Below are 18,930 nucleotides of genomic sequence, written 5' to 3' on the forward strand. Positions count from 1 at the left end.
GAACACCAAGAAGGGTGAAAGGGATTGCTATGAGTACGGCTAAAGCCGATAAAGCGATCCATTGAATTAACGTTTCAGGTTTGGTAAGCTGGTTATCCAAAAGGTTTGCTTTTACATTCTAGGTGTACAAGAAACTTTATCATTTCCTACACATAGCTTAAAAGTTCTTGATTGTGTCTGCAAGCACAAATAAAAATTTTTATCTAGATTTATAGTCTAAAAATATTGTATGGCAATGGATTGATGCCAGATTTGGTAAAATCAAAAACAGGAACTGAATGTTGAATAATTGCAAAGAGGAGATTTACAGTGGTTGAACCCCTGCTATCAGGTATTGTACTCGGTCTGATTTTCGTTACCCTCAGCGGACTATTTTACGCTGCCTATAAGCAATATAAGCGCCCCAACGAGCTAGGAGGGTGATTAAGTTCTGAGTGTTGAGTGGTGGGGAATAGGAGAAAATTTTATATTATCAATATATTTCTCTCCTCACTACTCGACCTGCTCTAATGCCACGGTGCTGTAGAAAGTTAATGCTGTGTTTCCATAAACTTTGTGGTGGCAGATTTCCCAATTCAAGATTTCTGGGGGTGTAAAATTTTTGGGTTTATGTTCTACTGCTATTTCTCCGTAAGGCTCTAAAAGCTGATAATCTGCGATCGCTCTTAACACAGGTTCATATAAACCACTGGCATAAGGTGGATCAAAATATATTCTGTCAAATTTTTGACCTGATAATTTTTTTAACTGCTGGAGGATATTTCCTCGCAATATTTGAAATTTTTGCTCGTTATGAGCTACTTGCTGCCAATTTTGTTGAATAATCGTACAAGCTCGACTAGATTGCTCAATTCCTATTACTAAGCTGGCTCCTCTACATAAAGCTTCTGCGCCCATTGAACCACTACCGGCGCACAAATCCAACCAGCAACAACCATCAATTTTTCCTTGCCAAATATTAAAAACTGCCTCCCTTACTCGCGCACTGGTAGGTCTGGTTTCTTGCCCTGGCAAAGTTTTTAGCAGCCGATTCCCGTAAATTCTCAGACTCATTAATTAGTCATTAGTTATTGGTCAACTGACAACTGACAAAATTGCAAATTTTTATTAAGCAGGAATTTTTTCGCGGACTTGAGCCACAAAATTAGACAAAACTTGCAATCCTATATTAGAGGATTTTTCGGGGTGGAATTGGACTGCCATGAGGTTTTCATGAGCGATCGCAGCTGTGATAGTTTGACTACCATGAGTAACTGTTGCTGCTCTAACTTGTGGTTCAGTTGGGTCAACATAGTAGGAGTGGACAAAATAAACCCAAGGTTGGGAAGGTAAATGCTCCCACAAAATACTTTTAGACTGAGTAAGTTGCAGCTGATTCCAACCCATATGGGGAATAGTAATACCTGCTTCTGAGCGAAATCGGCGGACTTTTCCGCGCACAATTCCTAGTCCGGGTTGAGTACCTTCCTCACTGGATTCAAACAGAATTTGCAGTCCTAGACAAATACCTAAGAAAGGTTTACCAGATGCGATTACATCTTTAATAGGTTGTTCTAAACCACGAGAGCGCAGGTGTTGCACCGCAGGATCAAATGCTCCCACTCCTGGCAAAACTATTGCATCTGCTTGTTCTAACTCCTTGGCAGAATAAGTTACTTTAGGAGTTGCCCCAGCTTTTTCTAAACCTTTGCAAACTGAGTGCAAATTTCCCATATCGTAATCTACGACTGCAATCACTGGCATTTACCTGCTCCTTGTAAATTTATTAGGGAGGGCATTTATTTATATTCTAATTCTAAATAATATTTATTATGCAGAAAAAAATACTATTAACTTCTTTTGACACTTGGTTGAGTGAACAACAGTCTAATTCTTCTGATGATTTGTTACTCGAACTAGCCAAAATGGCTTGTGTCTCCCATGATTTAAATTTTTTGCGACGACTACCTGTAAATGTTCAGCTTGCCAGTTCTCGCGTCATTGCCAAAATCAATGAACTCAAACCTGATTACGTTATCTGTTGTGGCATGGCAGCAAGTCGTAAACAATTAAGTATCGAAGTCTTGGCTCGTATCTTATCTTTACAGTCTACGGATATCTCATCTCTAGATTGTGCAGAAAGTTTTTGGCAAACAACTTTGCAAACTACTGTTAATGTTGAACAATTAGTGGACGGAACAGAAGTTGAGATTAGTTACGACTGTGGTAAGTTCGTCTGTGAATCACTTTATTATTCAGTCTTGGACTATGTGAGTCAATCTCAAATCCCGATTCCTTGCATCTTTGTTCATGTGCCGATTTTGAATCAAGAAAATTTGCACAGCATGATTGCTAACTTTGTTTTAATTCTTAACAAACTGGCACTTGTATAAGGTTATCAGCGTCTCTTAAGAAAAATTTTCTTCTGTATTATGTTGCCACTATTATTCGGTTTGACCCTTGCTCAAGCAACTCCTGCTACACCACCACCGGAAGAAGTGGTACAACCACAAGAAGTTCGTCCTTTACCAGGACAGTTAGATAATGTGCCAGTATTTAATAGCAATAGTCCAGAATTGGTATTAAAAGAAGGAATTTTACTTTCTACCTTTCCAGTAAATGGGAAAAAAGTACCAACGGCACATTTAAATTTTCCATTTCGAGGACGGTTTGATATTTTTGCTCATCATGTTGCTAAAGCAGAACCACCAGAAAATTTACGTTCTCTTTACCTGGGAATAATGTTGCATAACCCTGGTTCTCAAGAGGTGAAAGTCAGTATATTGCAGGGAGCAAGTTATTTAAGTCAACCAGATGCACCTTTTATTCAGTTAAATTCTTTTATTCCCAATAATTCGGGTACAGTTTTTGCAGGGCCAGGTAGTCGGGTGATGTCTGATGTGTTGAGAGGAAGGAGACAAGCAATTTTTCCGGCTCAAATTGTTATTCCTCCTGGGAAAAGTCAGATGTTATTAAATCTACCAATTCCCGTAGCAGAATTGACACCACCAATCAATGGTCGATCTACATTTATGCGTTTGTGGAGTAATGGTACTGTTTACGCAGCTAGTTTAGCTATGTTTGCACCTACAAATGCTGATGGTAGCGAACGTGCACCAAATTTGGCAGAGTGGCAAAATATATTAGATAATGGTGAATTATCTACACCTAGAGATAAAACCCCAACTCCATTGGAAGAAACTGGTAAGCCGAGGATATATGGTAGGGTAGCAGGTGTAGCGAGTGGTTCTCAATGGCGATCGCTCTTAGTAGATAATCCTACAACTAAATATTTAACAATTCCCCAAGCTGGTCAAGCTTTTTCCTATGCTTTAAGTACATTGCATGGTGGTACTTTTGGTACTGGACAAATTCAAAGCGCACCGATGTCAGTTCGTTATCCTGATACAGCCTATCGCGCTCATGGTAACTATGGGATTCAATATAGTCTCAGGTTGCCTCTACTCAACAATACGCAAACTCAACAAAAAGTAAGTATATCTCTGCAAACTCCACTCAAAGAAGATCAGTTAACTAAATCAGGACTACGCTTTTTTACAACACCAGCGCGTCAAGTTTTCTTCCGGGGAACAGTGCGGGTACGTTATCAAGATGAGCAAGGTAAGCGAAAAACTGAGTTTGTACATTTAGTGCAAACAAGAGGACAAGCAGGAGAACCGTTGGTTTCATTAAATATGAAAGCAGGTGATTCTTCTTTGGTGGAAGTAGATTTTCTTTACCCACCTGATGCTTCACCACCACAGGTTTTAACCGTATCAACTCAGAAATAACCAAAAAGAGCAGTCTGAATCAGGATGCTCAAGATTAAAGGATTTTCAGGATGAAAAGATTTTTATGATCTAAATCAAGAACATGATCACTAACAAGCATCTTGTAAATCCTGATTCAGACATTAATAAAATGACCTAAAAGATAGACGATGACAGCTTATTCAAAAAGAAGCATTTGATGGGTTTCGCTTTTGCTCTACCCATCCTACAGAATAAAGTATCCTGTTTGCTACTAACTTTGCGTTTGGGGAACTTGATTGACTTGATTCATTTCTGCAATCATCTTTTCTTTATTGCGTCTGCGGATTTTGGCATACATCTGAATACTCACAGCCATGAAAATAACTAAACCAAAAATCAGCCAAGCAGTGATATCTGTAGGTAGGTTATTCTTGAATATAGCCAACATGACAATCACAACTAGTAATAGTGTCGGTGCTTCATTTAAAGCCCGCAAATGTTGTCCACTCCACTTACATTCATCTGCGGCTAATTGTTTCATTAACCTACCGCAGTAGTGATGATAGATAAGTAAAATACCCACAAACCCTAATTTTAAATGTAACCAAGTTTCTTTTAATAAATCTGGGTTGGTGGAGAGGATACCAATAGCCATTGCTACCGTTACTATCATTCCTGGGACGGTGATGATATGGTAGAGACGCTTTTCCATAATTTGATACTGGTTTTTCAGTATCGTCTTTGCGGGTTCTGGTTCTTGGTTCGCTTCAACGTGGTAGATGAAAAGACGCACTAGGTAAAATAAGCCAGCAAACCAAACTACAAAGCCTATAATGTGAAATGCTTTAAACCAGGAATAAGCCATGAATTGTAACCTGCCTTAATGAATTTACAGATGATTACATTTACTCTCATTATCAGGTTACGGCAATTATTGACAAGGATGTAGATTAGGTTAAGAACTGTAAATACTTTGTCATGATAGCAATAATTACAATAATCACTCTGTCATTCTGAACGGAGTGAAGAATCTTCGAGATGCTTCGTTACTCGGCATGACAATTATCTCTTTATCATAATGGCAATAACCGCTTTGTCATTCTGAACGGAGTGAAGAATCTTCGAGATGCTTCGTTACTCAGCATGACAATTATCTCTTTATCATAATGGCAATAACCGCTTTGTCATTCTGAACGGAGTGAAGAATCTTCGAGATGCTTCGTTCCTCAGCATGACAATTATCTTTTTATCATGATGGCAATAATCACTCTGTCATTCTGAACGGAGTGAAGAATCTTCGAGATGCTTCGTTCCTCAGCATGACAATTATCTCTTTATCATGATGGCAATAACCGCTTTGTCATTCTGTACGAAGTGAGGAATCTCTGAGATGCTTCGTTCCTCAGCATGACAGTTATCTCTTTATCATAATGGCAATAACCGCTTTGTCATTCTGTACGAAGTGAAGAATCTCTGAGATACTTCGTTCCTCAGCATGACAGTTATCTCTTTATCATAATGGCAATAACCGCTTTGTCATTCTGTACGAAGTGAAGAATCTCTGAGATACTTCGTTCCTCAGCATGACAGTTATCTCTTTATCATAATGGCAATAACCGCTTTGTCATTCTGTACGAAGTGAAGAATCTTCGAGATGCTTCGTTCCTCAGCATGACAATTATCTCTTTATCATAATGGCAATAACCGCTTTGTCATTCTGTACGAAGTGAAGAATCTCTGAGATGCTTCGTTCCTCAGCATGACAGTTATCTCTTTATCATAATGGCAATAACCGCTTTGTCATTCTGTACGAAGTGAAGAATCTCTGAGATGCTTCGTTCCTCAGCATGACAATTATCTCTTTATCATAATGGCAATAACCGCTTTGTCATTCTGTACGAAGTGAAGAATCTCTGAGATGCTTCGTTCCTCAGCATGACAGTTATCTCTTACGTAAAGCGGTTTTACAAATCTATTTTACAGGAATTTACTCTGCATACCATTCAATACTCAAGTCTTGCCAATTAGGATTTATAGATTCAATTAATAATATTTTCGGCTCTTGCATCTCTTTTATGGAGAAAACTAAAAGTATTAAAATTTAATGCCGATAAATTTAAATTATTAAAGTTGAAAACTCTATCCCTGTAAAGGTTTGCAAACTTTTTGATATATGGGAATAAGCATAGGATTACAATCATAATTATCAAATACAAAAGTTTTAGGGATAGTTATGAAATTTAGCGTAGATCAAATCCTCAATCTCCCAGAGATGAAAGTGTTAGATTTTCAAGAACTTGTTGGGGCAGGAATAATTATAACAATAGAGAAAGCTGTCAACTATTCTACTTGTCCAGACTGTGAAAAAACCACCTATAGTATACATCAAAATCATTGGCGGCTAATTCACGATATTATCTTGGAGTGAAAAACCAGTATTGTTAAGAATAAATCGCCGTCAATTCAAATGTAACAAGTGCAAAAAGGTCTTCAGTGAAAAGCTAAATTTTGTAGATAAAAGTAAAGGATATACTAAAAGACTAGCCATAGATATAGTTGCACAAGTATTAGACAGTAATATTCATAGTGTTGCCGAAAGAAATGACTTAAGCGATGAAGAAGTTGAATCAATGTTAAAGGCACAAGTATCACAAATATTAAACATTAATTTAAATCAGGTGAAAAGGTTAGGCATAGATGAGATTGCTTTGGTGAAAGGTCAAGGAAGTTATTTAGCAGTATTAGTAGATTTAGATACTCGTAAACCCATTGAGTTGGTGAAGTCAAGAAGAATAGAAGAAATACGTGAAGTTATTGTCAAATGGGGATCTCAGGTACTTGAACAAATAGTTGAAGTGAGTATGGATCTTTGGTCTCCTTATAAAAGTTTAGTAGAAGAATTAATGCCAAATGCGAATATAACTGCTGATAGATTTCATGTAATGAAACAAGTAAATGATGAATTAGATGCTATGCGTAAATCTGAAAAGAGAGCCGCCATGTCTTTAGATAATAAATCAGAGCGAGACCGAATATTAGCAGGATTAAATAAAAGCAAATATAGCTTAATAAAAAATGAAGATTCTTTAAATGAACAACAAAAAGAAAGATTAAATAATGTTCAAAAAGTTTCCCTATTCTGGCAAAAATGCACGCCCTAAAAGAAGAATTTCGAGACATATTTGAATCCACTAAGTCTTGGGGCGAAAGCATAATGAATTTATTAGATTGGATGCACGATGGACTTTCTTATTTTCCCAAAAGTATAGGAACAATGATTAGGTGGTTTGGTGAAGTTGTAGGTTATTTTGACGGCAGAACTACTAGTGGTACTGTAGAAGGAATTAATAATAAACTCAAATTAATCAAAAGACTTGGATATGGATTTCGTAACTTTAGCAATTTCAGATTACGTAGTTTATTAAACTGGCACTTTAGTATTAATTCTCCATAAAAGAGACGCAAGAGCCATATTTTCTTAGACCTTAACCATCCTTTTATCTGCTTCTCACGTTCGATAGCTACTTGAATATCTGGAGTTTCTTCATAGTATACGAGCTTAGTGATATTATATTTTTGCGTAAATCCTGGTATAAGTTTTTGTTTGTGTTCATATATTCTGCGTTGTAAATCATTAGTCACACCTGTGTATAATGTTTTTGATTTATTGCTCATTATGTAGACATAATATTGATTCATATTCCTGAAAATATTAGGTTTATTTCTTCGGATTTTTAACTTGGTTACAAGGTATGGTGTGCAAAAAAATCTTGATTTAGAGACGTTTTATAAAACGTCTCTAAGTTGTTGGTTCTAGTATCTCATGAATTTGACTAATGATGATAAATTGAGATTCTTCCCTTCGGTCAGAATGACACATCACATTCATGTTCTAGTTTTTCAACATCTTCTGAAATGATAAATTAAGATTCTTCCCTTTGGTCAGAATGATAAATTATACTCATCCTCTCAACTATTTAATTCGGCTTTGAGCAACGCACAAAGGGTAAGAGGTCTTGTAAAATAGTTTCGTGATAATGTTCTTGGGGATAATGTCCCACGTTATTTAATTTGATGATTTCGGCATCTGGTACAGATTGGACAAAGGTTTCAGCTATATCTACAGATAACCAAGGGTCTATCATTCCCCATTGTAATAAAATTGGTTTCTGCCATTGTTTAAAACCAGTTTCTATTTCTGTCATGGCTTGGTCAAGTTGCAAATTTCTAATGGTGGAAAGTAGTCCACGACCAGATGAAGAACTTTTTAAGTAGGGTTTGCGATAAATATCTAAATCTTTATCTTCTATTCGGTAACGGCTACCAGCTTCTAAAGTTCTATCAACTAGAAGGGGATCTTGTGTCATGACTTCACCTGCTAGAGGTAAACCCATTTGTTGAATTTTCCAAGGTAATTTTGCAGATGTGGAAACTGGAGTATTTAAAATTGCAATGTTGGCTATTTTTTCAGGATTACGCAAGGCATATTGTAAACCAACGGAACCTAAATATCCTTGTACAACTAGGGAAAATCTTTCTAATTCTAAAGCTTGAATAAATGCTGCTAATGCTGTGATGAATGCGTCGGGAGTGTAAGCGAAATCGCGTTTTTCAGGTTTACCAGAAAAGCCGTAACCTATCCAATCGGGTGCGATCGCTCTTGTTCCTTGTGCAGCCAATGCTGGTAGAATGTTTCTCCAGCTATAACTTTGGGCAATTATGCCATGTAGCAATACCACTGGCAATAAATCACTTCTACCAATCGGTTCTGCTTCCCGATAGTACCACTCTAAGGAATCTACTGTTATCTTATGTTCTTGTATTGACACTCTATTTTCCTATCCTGAGAATGCAACAGCACCGTACAGATGCCTTAATACTGAATCCTCTTTTATCATCCTACAAATAGGTAATAGGATTTTTAGAAAATAATCTCGCATATTAAGAAGTTAAGCTGTTGACTTCCATCTTCAAACCTGGTGAGTTAGTATTTTAATACTGAGAAAGCTTTTTTACAGTCTTTACCGAATTTCCAAGCATCCTCTTAGACGATGAAAGTGAAACACAGAATTTTTAGGGTAATATGCGAGTAGCATTAGCTGAAGGAACTAGAGAATGTTATTTACAATAATTACAAAAATCCGTTGCTGATGCTTTTAATAAAGCCAAGATTTTGGCAAATATTTTATTAAAATTTGGACACCTTGGTAATTGTACTCGCAGGTTTGCTACCAATTTAAGATTTTGGTAAAAATATGCTAATAGTTGAACTTTATAACAAATAAAAAAAGTAAAGAAACAAAAATCCTCGATACGGTTGCACCCCCAGGAATTTCACAATATCTGTAGGGATTAGCAATTGATTTACGGGTATCTAGTCCAGTACAGGAACACTTACAAAAGTCAAATATCTTGCTGTTCAAATATTCCCAGAATTTTGTAATATGATTAAATCCCAATTGTCAATTTAATCAATTTTTTAATGAAACATCATTCAAGAATAAAACGCCGTTTAAGAAAAATAACTTTTATTACCGTCATTATCTTCCTATTTTTTACCTTGGTTGGTAGTACTGATACTAACTATTATCAATCATTACAGAATGCTGCTCTAACAATTAATGCCAATATAGTACCATCTACATCTGCACCATTTATTCCCAATCAACAACTAAATGAGCAAGAGCGTTTTTTAGCTACAATTACCCATCAATTAGCAAATATTCCCCAAATTGATAGTTATGAATATATTTTACTGCGTGCTTATGGTGCGGTATTTATCAATCAAGAATCAGAAGTTAAGCTACCACAAAAAGTTATCTTAGACGATGAAAGTGAAACACAGAATTTTCAGGGTAGTATGCGAGTAGCATTAGTTGAAGGGACTAGAGAATGTTATTTACAAAAATCCGCTGCTGATGCTTTTAATAAAGCCAGGATTTTGGCAAATATTCCCCTAAAATCTGGATATTCTGGTGATTGTACTCGCAGTTTTGCTACCAATTTAAGATTTTGGCAAAAATACGCGAATAGTGGAACTTTGGAACAAGTAAAACAAGGTAAAGAAACAAAAATTCTCGATACAGTTGCACCCCCAGGAACTTCACAACATCTGTGGGGATTAGCGATTGATTTACGAGTATCTAGTCCACTACAGAGAAAAGTTTTAAATCAAAATGGTTGGTTTCAGACTGTCACAAATGATATTCCCCATTGGACTTATCTTCGTTGGAGTGAAGAGGATTTACCTAAGTTTGGATTAAGGGCTAAAATTATCAGAGGTATTACTTATTGGGTTACACCCATTTAGGTAATCTCAAAATTGACCATTACTTGATTAAATGCTAAATCATCGCACTTCTACATAATAAAATTCAGCATTTTTCCCAACTTCATCCATGGTTTCTAGGTAAGCTTGAATAGCATATTTCATCTTGTCTAAAGCCTCTTGTTCCGTTTCTCCAACTGTCCAACATCCAGGTAAGGCAGGACACCAGATAGCATATACTTTATCTATTTTATTTAACTTGACTTGATATCGCATATCTCAATCACCGCTATTATCTTTAATTCTATATTAATAATTAAGATAAAAAAGGAGCGTTTGATACTGCATAATCTCACATCCTTGCTAACTATAGCTAGAAAAATTAAATTTGATGAAATTTATCAAATCATTATATAAATTCAAGTAATTTAATATGATTATTTTCCCATTTGTAGTATTGGATAAATAATTTTTTGCTATCATTACTTTCTGCTAATTGTCAATCTAAGTATTAATTAGAGGGCAATCTCGTTTTTATCATCAAAAGGAATAGGTTATTTTTGGTAGATTAGGATAAAATAGTTACAAACCCGATGTTTGGAGTTCTGACAGTGGGCTTATTTGATGATTTAAGTCGGTTTTTAGAAGAACGTTTAGAAGAATTCTTGCGTAACAATCCCCATTTGGAATTGGAGATGCTGTTAGAACAGCTGCGGGAACAAGAAGAAGATACCTTAAAGCTGATTGCAGAGTTACAATTACAAGAGAAGCGATCGCAAGATGATATTCTCTCTACCGCCCAAGAAATCCAGCGCTGGCACATTCGTGTACAAAAGGCCAAAGCCGCAGGTAGAGAGGATTTAGCCGCACCAGCGCAAGATAGAGAAGACGCACTACTCCGCGAAGGAAATCAGCGTTGGGGACAAATGCAGGGTTTAAAAGACCGCATTACCCAATCTCAAGAACTATTACGCAAAATTCAGCAACGTCGTCAAGAAGTACAAGCTAAAGCTACCGCAGCACAGACAGCGCGACAAACAGAACGCGCAAAAGTTCAAACTCCGCAGCGTTTAGAAACCAATGCTTGGCAGACTTCAGCTAGTAGCTTTGACGACTTAGAAGATAAATTTCATCGTTGGGAAACTCAAGATGAGTTGGAACAAATGAAGCGAAATATGGGTAAATAATTCAGCAAGCTGAAAGGATGAAATCTCAATGATACAATTTCATCTCTGATAATTTATATACAGTAGGGGCGTATTGAAACACGCTCCTAATTTTTATTCAAAGAACCACAAATTTATTTTTTAGAATTTCAACTAAATTCAATTATTGAAATATTATTTAATTTTTTGGTTATAAATGTATTTGCAGATAAACTTGATGAAGTTGGGTTTTTACATCTGCTTTTAACTTTTCCTTTCCACCGCTATTGAGTATTATTGCTTTAGTATTCCCCAGACGCTTAAAATAATAACTGAGGAATGGAAAATAGTATATTGTTAGACGTTTTGGCTACCCTACAACGCTTATTTGTAGGTTATATTCCCGCCTCGGTTTTAGGTATATTTATCGGCTTTGTAATTGGTATCAATGGTATAGTTTATCAGCTATTTACACGATTATTCCAAATCCCAAATAGCATTCCTTCTATAGCATTTTTACCCATTGCGCTCATTCTATTTAAAGAGAACGAAACCGCAGCTATTTTTGTGGTGTTCATTGGTGTACTCTGGGCAGTTATTGTGGAAACAGCTACAGGTATCCAACAATTTCGTAAATATGATAATAACTTCCGCGTAGCTATCCATCACATTTTTAAAGCTTTGAGAATTGGTCTTTGGATAGCCTGGTTTACAGTTATTGCTACAGAAATGCTGGCAGGTTCAAAAGGACTTGGCTTTCTGGCATGGAATGGTTATAAAGCTGGCAATCCTAAATATATAATTGACTCCATACTCTACATTGCTATTATCGGTGTTTTTTTGGATCAATTACTAGATTTAACCGGATATATTCTCTCTCAAATGGTTTCAGATAGAGGGAAATCTTCCAAAACTTAATGACAAAAAAAGTAGAGAACAGATTAACGGGACTAAAGCTGCGTGTCACATTTAATATCTTTTGCCGGTGCGTCAGATATCATAAATCTGTTGATAATAACCAATTTATAGGTCTGCAAGCCAGTTGCGTAATTCCTGATTAAGTTCTTGCTAGTGACATCCAAATAAAAAAATGTACAAAACATTTCTTGTGATGCGGGCATCTTGCCCGCTAATCAATAAAGGACGGGCAAGATGCCCATCCCACAAGATTGGATAATTGATTTTCTGGGGTTTCCTTAGACGACAGCCTAGAAACCGAAAAATATTGTAAATATGGTAATTTTTCGCCCACGTTCACCCCTAATATAGAGATTTTACAGGCTAAATTCGCATAACCACACCTTAATGGACGGACACCACTACTGTTACAAAGATTAAATTTACTTAATATTTCGTTACGATAAGGTCATTGAGAGAAACAACAAACCTCTCAATGCTCATGTCACAGGTGAATACCATGAATAGTACAATTCGGGTTGGCAACCTTTTCGGAATACCTTTCTATATACATCCGTCTTGGTTTTTAGTTTTAGGTTTGGTAACTTGGAGCTATAGCAGCGGACTAGCGGCACAATTTCCCCAATTAGGTGGGGGATTACCTTTGGTACTAGGATTGATGACGGCACTGTTGCTATTTGGCTCGGTTGTTGCCCATGAATTAGGACACAGCTTTGTCGCTATTCGCCAAGGAATTGATGTCAAATCAATTACACTGTTTATATTTGGTGGACTGGCAAGCTTAGAAAAAGAATCACAAACTCCTGGGGAGGCTTTTTGGGTAGCTATTGCTGGACCATTAGTTAGTTTCCTGCTATTCGCTACAGCGACAACAGTTGGTTTTGCAACTGCCGCATCTGGTCCATTGGCAGCTATCTTGGGTCTACTAGCTTCTGTGAATTTGACCTTAGCTCTATTTAACCTCATTCCTGGCTTACCTTTGGATGGAGGAAATATACTGAAAGCAATAGTTTGGAAAATTACTGGTAAATCCTATAAAGGAGTGGTTGTTGCCAGCCGAATTGGTCAAATTTTTGGTTGGATAGCGATCGCATCTGGTCTTATTCCTCTACTATTATTTGGTAGCTTTGTTAACGTCTGGAACTTATTAATTGGCTCATTCTTGCTGCAAAATGCTGGAAAAGCTGCCCAATTTGCTAGAGTGCAAGAAAAACTCACAGGTTTAACAGCAGCAGATGCTGTAAACAACGATAGCCCCATTGTCACAGCGAATTTGACTTTAAGAGAGTTTGCAGATCAACAACTCTTAAATGCTCAAGAATACCGTCGCTTCTTGGTGACAGATGAGGAAGGACAATTGCTGGGAGCAATATCAATTGATGACTTGCGAACCATCCCCAATACATTATGGTCAGATACTCAAGTCTTCCAAGTAATGAAACCAATCGAGCAGTCCAGCACTGTACAATCGGATCAACCATTGCTAGAAGTAGTACAGTTACTCGAAACACAAAAGTTATCAGCATTGGCTGTAATTCGTGAAAATGGTTTCCTAGTCGGAATTTTAGAAAAAGCTGCAATTATCAACTTACTTCAGAAGAAAGTACAAACAAAATTTGCATAACCTCTTCAAATGTTTAAGTAAAAACTCAAAATTGCCTTGCCAAGCAGTTTTGAGTTTTAGTGTTTGATGATAGCCACTTATGCCTTCTGAATCGTTATCATTATTTAACTTTGCGAATTGCACCTTGCCAGTTGAGAGTTTGCTGTGCAGAACGTCCCCCTAAAGAACGGATTGCTACTACTTCAATATCAACATTCACACCAGAATTAAGAGCATCACTGGGAATTTTCAACTTACCTAAATCGAGGGTAAAACGATTATAGCTACGAGTAACTAATTCGTTAGGAATTTCCCCTTCGTAAAAAGTTTGGTAGTTAGAAGATCCAGAAAAATTGTCTCTTGCCCGATATTTCACTCGAAATTGAGTATTAATTAAATCTGACCTTGATGCTAAATCAACTATTTTTAAGTTAAGTTTTTGTCCCACATCAGCAAACTCTGCCACTGCTAAACGCGTCACATCTTGTTTAGGAATTGCATAATTAACAGTAAACTCTGTCAATTTACCTTGCATATTAGCACTACCATCAACCCATAGATCATCAGCAAAGGCAATTTCTACCTTTTCACTATCATTTAAGCTCAGTGTTACGGCTTGATTAGCAAAGCTGGTTATGGGTTGTTTATCTTGCCAAATTAATTTAAAAGTCCCTTCTAGTCGCTTTTCAAATTCTCGATATTCATCAGCAATCACAGAACCAACAGCTAATAAAGAAGTTGCTCCTTGACGCTGCTGCCATTTATTTTTGGAGAGGTTAAACTCTTTATTTGCTAATTCAGAAAGTGCTAATTTTAAAGTTGGTGCATCATCTGCCAAAGGTTTATTGCTGTTAATTATACTTAAAGTTCCTAATCGTCCTGGCTTACCATTTTGACCATAACTACCATCACGTCCATCACTACCGTTGGAACACCGATAAACTTTACTAGTACATTTATAATCAGGACTACCGGGAGTACCTTTGCAGGTTTTTACTTCCCAACTCCTACGGTTACAATTACAACCTGCTGTACCTCTACCACCTTGTCTACCGCGTCCACCTTCCCCTCCAACGGCGCGAACAAAAATTTTCTGTAAGTCTGCCAAATTGGTGTAATAGACAGTGAGGGAACCACCATGACCACCATCTCCACCTTTTCCTCCAGCACCACCATGACCACCATCTGGTGCATTGATAGAGTTTTCGACGTTTTCACGTTGGTCTCTACAGCGGGGTCGAGAACCACGTTCTCCGTCTTCCCCATCTTCACCATCTTTACCAGACAGATCAATATTTACAGGGGAACCATTAGCAGAAATAGTTTGATTTTCACCACTGCGACCATCTCGACCAGAGCGGCCATTGCTGCCTCTATCTCCATCTCTGTCATAGCGGTTAGCTATTTTATAGTCTTGTTCAGAGGAGTCTGCTGAACATAAAACTGAAGCCGAGGCAGGTAAAAAGCTATTAAATAGGCAAAAAGTCAACAGAAGTAGCAATTTACTCTTAAAGGTTTTGTGCATAGAATTATACATAATTTTAATTTGTGATTTAGGGGTTTCGTCGAAAAACCTTCCAGTAAAGGCAGAGCCTTTGTGATAGCATTCCTAGTCAGAGACTGGGAACGAGATAATTTTTGTGGGGTAGTTCTGCTGCTCAAATATTTAAATTAGGTGCGTTTTAGCTTAATTAAGACTGAATTTCGCTCATGAAGTTGATCACCTTTTGGTGAAATATTGTGTTTTGATGCTTTAACGCAATTTGGGCTGATTCTTGGAGATCTGCGATCGCATTCTCCCGATTACCTAAGCGATGGTAAGCCAAACCTCTTGCGTAGAGAGCAAATTCATCCTCGAAATATATTTTATCTGCACCTACTGATTCAATGTGCTTTGCTTCAGCAAAATCTGCGAATGCACCTTGCTCATCTCCTAAGTCATAACACGCATTACCCCGCACATAGTAAGCAGACATTAAATTAGGATCTATATCAAGAGCCTTGGTTAAGTGCTTAATTACTTGACTATTAATACCCTGAGAATATTGCAGAATGCCCAAATTGTAGTAAGAAATAGCAGAACGTTCCATTCTGGTTATCAGACTGAAGTCTTCTAGCGCACCTTGATAGTTACCAGAGTAAAAATGCGCTGCACCTCGTCCAAAATAGGCTCGTACATATTGCGGATTTAATTGAATTGCACGATGACAATCTTCAATTGCAGTTTGATTTTCACCTATTGCTGCACGAGCAATACCACGTTCAGCATAAGCTTGAGCATATTGAGGACTCAGTCGGATTGCTTGATTAAAGTCTTCAATTGCATTTTGGTAATCCTTTGTCAGTGAACGAGCCACACCACGACTAATATATGATGTCAAATCCTCTGAATTTAGTAAAATTGCCTGACTATAATTTTCAATAGCTCCTTGATAGTCGCCAGAATTATAGAGTATATAAGCAAGACTGGAGTATCCATAGGCATATATTGAATTGAGCATTAGTTTATACACTCCCTAAATATATTAATTAAAACAAAAAAGTGGCTCTGGACATCACAGAACCACCAAAATTTTTCTAAACCTAAGCTAATTTAGCGAGCTTGACCGTGAGCAGAAACCGCATCAATGGGTTTCATCAGGTATAGATTTAATAACTGCCAACCATGAGAAAGGTAAATTGGCGCTTTTTGGAAGAATTGCAAGAATTTAGGTGTATTAGAGTTGGAAATTGCTGTCAATTTTTCGTTATTTTTGACACAAACATCCAAACGCTGATAAAACTCTGGATTTTCTACATCAAGCATGAGTGGGAAGACTCTACCTGCTGTTTCATTGGTCTTCTTGATCACGTGGATGTCATATTCTCTCGCATCTAAGCCGAGAGAAGCATAAAAATCTTTGCGCTGAATATCATTGAGATACATTGTTGCAAACACCGACAACAGGAAAAACCGACTCCATAGCTTGGCTCTCCAGTCATTTAGCATTTGTGGCTGCGCTCTCATGACGGCATCAAAGAAATCGCCGTGGCGGTTTTCATCCTGACACCAATTTTCAAAGAAGCGGAAAATTGGGTAAATCCGGTCTTCAGGATGTTGTTCTAAATGGCGATAAATGGTGATATAGCGCCAATAACCAATCTTCTCAGAAAGATAAGTAGCGTAGAAGATGAATTTGGGCTTAAAGAAGGTGTAACTGCGACTCTTAGTCAGAAAACCTAAATCTAGGGATAGATTAAAGTCTGACATGGCTTTGTTTAAAAAACCAGCATGACGCGCTTCATCCCGTGACATCAGATTAAAGCACTCAGCTAATAGAGGGCTTTTATCCTTCAAGCGACGGCCGAGTTCTTTGTAGAGCAAAAAGCCGGAAAACTCGGCTGTACAGGAGCGTTCGAGAAATTCAACGAACAATTGGCGAGTTTCCCCATCAATGTGATCCCAGGATTGCTCAAACTCCCCATCTCTGACAAAGTGATGGCGGTTGTAATCAATGCGAAATTCTTCTAGGATGGCTCTTAACTCATCTTCGTTGACGGAGATGTCCATCCGCGCCATTTCATCAAAATCTGTTGTGTAAAAGCGGGGTGTTAAGAGGCTTTCTTTTGAAGGGACTTTAACCCCAGGACGCATTTCCTCAAAGCCTGGTTTTTTTAGAGAATCTACCATGTTTTGACTGCCATGAATGTTTTTCTTATGTTTTGAGTACACCAGAAAGCCAAAGCTTATGCTCTCACAATAAGGTGCAGCTAACGGACAATAATTACATTATGTATAAAATTCAGTTTACCAAGGTGTAGCCGGGAAAATGGCAAATAAAACATTAAGAGTTGCAACAAAACTTTAGTTGTTACGGAATGAGGGGTTGAAAATTGGTAGTCAGCTAAAGTATTTAGGCTTTTGCAGAATGCCCAGTGTGTGTGTAAGCAGGAACTAAAAAGCTCAAACAACAAGAGCTAATTCAAGGGGTTGAGAACAAGATGAATGCACAAGAAAATCGGAACAAAGACCGTCTTCTAATCTCTTATGCCTTGTGTGCAGGTGGGTTTTTAGGAATAGCAGGATTACACCGTTTGTATAATGGCAAAATAGCTACTGGTGTTTTGTGGCTATTAACGTTTGGTTTTTTCTATGTAGGCCAGTTAGTGGATCTAGTGCTGATTCCGGGAATGGTTGACGAATATGAACAAAAACTGAGACTCAAAGCAGGTTTATCTCCTTTGGGTTTACCACTCAATCAAGCAGTAGTTAATTCCCAAGTTTACCGCCCCACTGGTAATCAACTGATGGTTCAACTGCTTGAGGCCGCAGAAATCAAGGGTGGTAATTTAACTGTGACTCAAGGGGTAAAGGCAACGGGAGCCAGTTTTGCTGAAGTGGAAAAGGTTCTCACAGAAATGCTGCAATCAGGTTATGTAAGAATAGACAACGACCCCATTACTGGAGCCGTTACCTACCATTTCTATGAATTGTCAAGTTAATAGGGAAGAGTCATTGGATTTTGGATTGATTCTACAGATAAATCTGAAGACTTGTAGCATTAAGGAATAATTGGTCAATTATCCAAAACCAATGATTAATTTCTACCTAGCCATTTTTGACCGTTTAAACGGTAGACTAAGCGGGATACCAATAAATCCAGGGTAATTTTGCGCTCATCAATTAAGAATGACTCAAGGGTACTAGGTTTTTTCCCTTCGTTACAGGAAAAGCCTTTTTTGCCCTGAATATCTGCATCGGGGAAGTAGACGTTAAATTGGCGCTGTCCTTCTTGCCAACTGCCGATAATTTGCCAGCATTCTTCGGCTGAGTTAAAGCCAGTGATGGGATATTTCTGCTTGGCAAAAGTTAGCTCTACATCTGGGACTCCTTCTGCAACAATTGCTTTTTGCAAAGCTGGTAGGTATTCTTGCTGAATAAATTCCTCAAAAGGCTTATCTTCTACAGCAGGTGGTTTTTCCTTTTTGGGTGCTTTAGCTGCTGCTGGAGGTTTTTCTGGGGCGGTTGCAGCAGCATTGGCAGCTACCTCTCCCGCTTGATTTTGATTGGTTTCTTCTGCCATTGCTCAGGTTAATCCTTTAGTCTAGCTTGTGGAGCGATCGCACGGAGCATACTGTCACAGGCGATCGCTCACCTTGGAATAGTCAGTTATTCCCATTTTGACATACTAGAGCATGGCTATAACTATTTATATATTTCAGAAATCCTGAAAGTTTTACAAAAACTCAGTCAACTTTGTCAGCAGTTCTAAAAATCTTTTGGAT

General features: G+C 37.7%; 18 protein-coding genes and 2 pseudogenes (1 of these 20 cut by a window edge). 9 read left to right on the top strand and 11 right to left on the bottom strand.

Annotated features, from left to right (window positions below):
• Window positions 1–100, bottom strand: partial view of a c-type cytochrome gene (locus tag ACOWPH_RS20690; RefSeq protein ID WP_015217267.1) — the 5' end (the start) only. The gene continues 275 nt to the left of window position 1, outside the view; 100 of the gene's 375 nt are visible here — the first part of the coding sequence; it begins with the start codon at window positions 98–100; its stop codon lies beyond the left edge, outside the window.
• Between the two features lie 209 nt (window positions 101–309).
• Here ACOWPH_RS20690 and petG point away from each other — a divergent pair, with 209 nt between their 5' ends.
• On the top strand, window positions 310–423 hold the full coding sequence (gene petG / locus ACOWPH_RS20695; protein WP_015217268.1) for a cytochrome b6-f complex subunit V: 114 nt from the start codon (window positions 310–312) through the stop codon (window positions 421–423).
• A gap of 69 nt (window positions 424–492) precedes the next feature.
• On the opposite strand, the gene rsmD is transcribed toward petG, so the two are convergent.
• Both rsmD and hisH read right to left on the bottom strand, forming a co-directional pair.
• A complete protein-coding gene (gene rsmD, locus ACOWPH_RS20700) occupies window positions 493–1,053 on the bottom strand; it encodes a 16S rRNA (guanine(966)-N(2))-methyltransferase RsmD (RefSeq protein ID WP_015217269.1) in 561 nt (186 codons plus the stop codon).
• Between the two features lie 54 nt (window positions 1,054–1,107).
• Entirely contained in the window at window positions 1,108–1,743 is a 636-nt protein-coding gene (gene hisH, locus ACOWPH_RS20705) for an imidazole glycerol phosphate synthase subunit HisH (RefSeq protein WP_015217270.1), read from the bottom strand.
• A gap of 68 nt (window positions 1,744–1,811) precedes the next feature.
• On the opposite strand from hisH, the gene ACOWPH_RS20710 reads away from it, so the two are divergent.
• Window positions 1,812–2,372 (top strand): adenosine deaminase, encoded by a 561-nt coding sequence (locus tag ACOWPH_RS20710; RefSeq protein ID WP_015217271.1) that lies wholly within the window; start codon window positions 1,812–1,814, stop codon window positions 2,370–2,372.
• A 39-nt stretch (window positions 2,373–2,411) separates the two neighbouring features.
• Window positions 2,412–3,770: a DUF3370 domain-containing protein gene (locus ACOWPH_RS20715; protein ID WP_015217272.1), complete on the top strand. Its 1,359-nt coding sequence runs from the start codon at window positions 2,412–2,414 to the stop codon at window positions 3,768–3,770.
• 232 nt (window positions 3,771–4,002) lie between these two features.
• Here ACOWPH_RS20715 and hemJ read toward each other — a convergent pair whose 3' ends face one another.
• Complete coding sequence (gene hemJ / locus ACOWPH_RS20720; protein WP_015217273.1) at window positions 4,003–4,596, bottom strand: protoporphyrinogen oxidase HemJ; 594 nt, start codon at window positions 4,594–4,596, stop codon at window positions 4,003–4,005.
• 1,368 nt (window positions 4,597–5,964) lie between these two features.
• Between hemJ and ACOWPH_RS20725 the strand changes: the two are divergent.
• A pseudogene (locus ACOWPH_RS20725) lies at window positions 5,965–7,185 on the top strand (ISL3 family transposase).
• 32 nt (window positions 7,186–7,217) lie between these two features.
• Here ACOWPH_RS20725 and ACOWPH_RS20730 read toward each other — a convergent pair.
• Both ACOWPH_RS20730 and ACOWPH_RS20735 read right to left on the bottom strand, forming a co-directional pair.
• Window positions 7,218–7,430: pseudogene (locus ACOWPH_RS20730) on the bottom strand (GIY-YIG nuclease family protein); the annotation flags it as partial.
• Between the two features lie 278 nt (window positions 7,431–7,708).
• Window positions 7,709–8,560: an alpha/beta fold hydrolase gene (locus tag ACOWPH_RS20735; RefSeq protein WP_015217274.1), complete on the bottom strand. Its 852-nt coding sequence runs from the start codon at window positions 8,558–8,560 to the stop codon at window positions 7,709–7,711.
• Window positions 8,561–9,213: 653 nt separating this feature from the next.
• Here ACOWPH_RS20735 and ACOWPH_RS20740 point away from each other — a divergent pair.
• On the top strand, window positions 9,214–10,041 hold the full coding sequence (locus ACOWPH_RS20740; protein ID WP_015217275.1) for a D-alanyl-D-alanine carboxypeptidase family protein: 828 nt from the start codon (window positions 9,214–9,216) through the stop codon (window positions 10,039–10,041).
• Between the two features lie 39 nt (window positions 10,042–10,080).
• Here ACOWPH_RS20740 and ACOWPH_RS20745 read toward each other — a convergent pair whose 3' ends face one another.
• Window positions 10,081–10,275 carry a type II toxin-antitoxin system HicB family antitoxin gene (locus tag ACOWPH_RS20745; protein ID WP_015217276.1) on the bottom strand — a complete coding sequence of 65 codons (195 nt, stop codon included), beginning with the start codon at window positions 10,273–10,275 and terminating at the stop codon, window positions 10,081–10,083.
• 335 nt (window positions 10,276–10,610) lie between these two features.
• Between ACOWPH_RS20745 and ACOWPH_RS20750 the strand changes: the two genes are divergently transcribed.
• From ACOWPH_RS20750 to ACOWPH_RS20760, 3 genes are all read left to right on the top strand, one after another.
• On the top strand, window positions 10,611–11,186 hold the full coding sequence (locus ACOWPH_RS20750; protein ID WP_042466222.1) for a TIGR04376 family protein: 576 nt from the start codon (window positions 10,611–10,613) through the stop codon (window positions 11,184–11,186).
• Window positions 11,187–11,483: 297 nt separating this feature from the next.
• Window positions 11,484–12,062, top strand: coding sequence for an ABC transporter permease (locus ACOWPH_RS20755; protein WP_015217278.1), 579 nt, complete (start codon window positions 11,484–11,486; stop codon window positions 12,060–12,062).
• Window positions 12,063–12,561: 499 nt separating this feature from the next.
• Window positions 12,562–13,686: a site-2 protease family protein gene (locus tag ACOWPH_RS20760; protein ID WP_015217279.1), complete on the top strand. Its 1,125-nt coding sequence runs from the start codon at window positions 12,562–12,564 to the stop codon at window positions 13,684–13,686.
• Window positions 13,687–13,786: 100 nt separating this feature from the next.
• On the opposite strand, the gene ACOWPH_RS20765 is transcribed toward ACOWPH_RS20760, so the two are convergent.
• The 3 genes from ACOWPH_RS20765 to acsF form a co-directional block, all read right to left on the bottom strand.
• Entirely contained in the window at window positions 13,787–15,190 is a 1,404-nt protein-coding gene (locus ACOWPH_RS20765; protein ID WP_015217280.1) for a hypothetical protein, read from the bottom strand.
• 166 nt (window positions 15,191–15,356) lie between these two features.
• Complete coding sequence (locus ACOWPH_RS20770) at window positions 15,357–16,166, bottom strand: tetratricopeptide repeat protein (protein ID WP_015217281.1); 810 nt, start codon at window positions 16,164–16,166, stop codon at window positions 15,357–15,359.
• Between the two features lie 92 nt (window positions 16,167–16,258).
• Window positions 16,259–17,335 (bottom strand): magnesium-protoporphyrin IX monomethyl ester (oxidative) cyclase, encoded by a 1,077-nt coding sequence (gene acsF / locus ACOWPH_RS20775; protein ID WP_015217282.1) that lies wholly within the window; start codon window positions 17,333–17,335, stop codon window positions 16,259–16,261.
• A 311-nt stretch (window positions 17,336–17,646) separates the two neighbouring features.
• On the opposite strand from acsF, the gene ACOWPH_RS20780 reads away from it, so the two are divergent.
• A complete protein-coding gene (locus ACOWPH_RS20780) occupies window positions 17,647–18,147 on the top strand; it encodes a TM2 domain-containing protein (RefSeq protein WP_015217283.1) in 501 nt (166 codons plus the stop codon).
• A gap of 95 nt (window positions 18,148–18,242) precedes the next feature.
• Here the strand turns inward: ACOWPH_RS20780 and ACOWPH_RS20785 are convergent, their stop codons facing one another.
• Window positions 18,243–18,728, bottom strand: a complete 486-nt coding sequence (locus ACOWPH_RS20785) for a DUF2996 domain-containing protein (RefSeq protein ID WP_015217284.1) — start codon at window positions 18,726–18,728, stop codon at window positions 18,243–18,245.
• Window positions 18,729–18,930: the final 202 nt, after the last annotated feature.

This window comes from Anabaena sp. PCC 7938 (assembly GCF_049315035.1).
In the GTDB taxonomy this organism is placed as follows: Bacteria; Cyanobacteriota; Cyanobacteriia; order Cyanobacteriales; family Nostocaceae; genus Anabaena; species Anabaena cylindrica.

What these genes read in the sequence shown, in the direction of transcription:
- ACOWPH_RS20765 (WP_015217280.1), bottom strand. Translation starts at nt 15,190, where the DNA reads ATGCACAAAACCTTTAAGAGTAAATTGCTACTTCTGTTGACTTTTTGC.
- acsF (WP_015217282.1), bottom strand. Translation starts at nt 17,335, where the DNA reads ATGGTAGATTCTCTAAAAAAACCAGGCTTTGAGGAAATGCGTCCTGGG.
- ACOWPH_RS20715 (WP_015217272.1), top strand. Translation starts at nt 2,412, where the DNA reads ATGTTGCCACTATTATTCGGTTTGACCCTTGCTCAAGCAACTCCTGCT.
- ACOWPH_RS20710 (WP_015217271.1), top strand. Translation starts at nt 1,812, where the DNA reads ATGCAGAAAAAAATACTATTAACTTCTTTTGACACTTGGTTGAGTGAA.
- hisH (WP_015217270.1), bottom strand. Translation starts at nt 1,743, where the DNA reads ATGCCAGTGATTGCAGTCGTAGATTACGATATGGGAAATTTGCACTCA.
- ACOWPH_RS20770 (WP_015217281.1), bottom strand. Translation starts at nt 16,166, where the DNA reads ATGCTCAATTCAATATATGCCTATGGATACTCCAGTCTTGCTTATATA.
- ACOWPH_RS20745 (WP_015217276.1), bottom strand. Translation starts at nt 10,275, where the DNA reads ATGCGATATCAAGTCAAGTTAAATAAAATAGATAAAGTATATGCTATC.
- ACOWPH_RS20755 (WP_015217278.1), top strand. Translation starts at nt 11,484, where the DNA reads ATGGAAAATAGTATATTGTTAGACGTTTTGGCTACCCTACAACGCTTA.
- ACOWPH_RS20785 (WP_015217284.1), bottom strand. Translation starts at nt 18,728, where the DNA reads ATGGCAGAAGAAACCAATCAAAATCAAGCGGGAGAGGTAGCTGCCAAT.
- ACOWPH_RS20780 (WP_015217283.1), top strand. Translation starts at nt 17,647, where the DNA reads ATGAATGCACAAGAAAATCGGAACAAAGACCGTCTTCTAATCTCTTAT.
- rsmD (WP_015217269.1), bottom strand. Translation starts at nt 1,053, where the DNA reads ATGAGTCTGAGAATTTACGGGAATCGGCTGCTAAAAACTTTGCCAGGG.
- hemJ (WP_015217273.1), bottom strand. Translation starts at nt 4,596, where the DNA reads ATGGCTTATTCCTGGTTTAAAGCATTTCACATTATAGGCTTTGTAGTT.
- ACOWPH_RS20740 (WP_015217275.1), top strand. Translation starts at nt 9,214, where the DNA reads ATGAAACATCATTCAAGAATAAAACGCCGTTTAAGAAAAATAACTTTT.
- ACOWPH_RS20760 (WP_015217279.1), top strand. Translation starts at nt 12,562, where the DNA reads ATGAATAGTACAATTCGGGTTGGCAACCTTTTCGGAATACCTTTCTAT.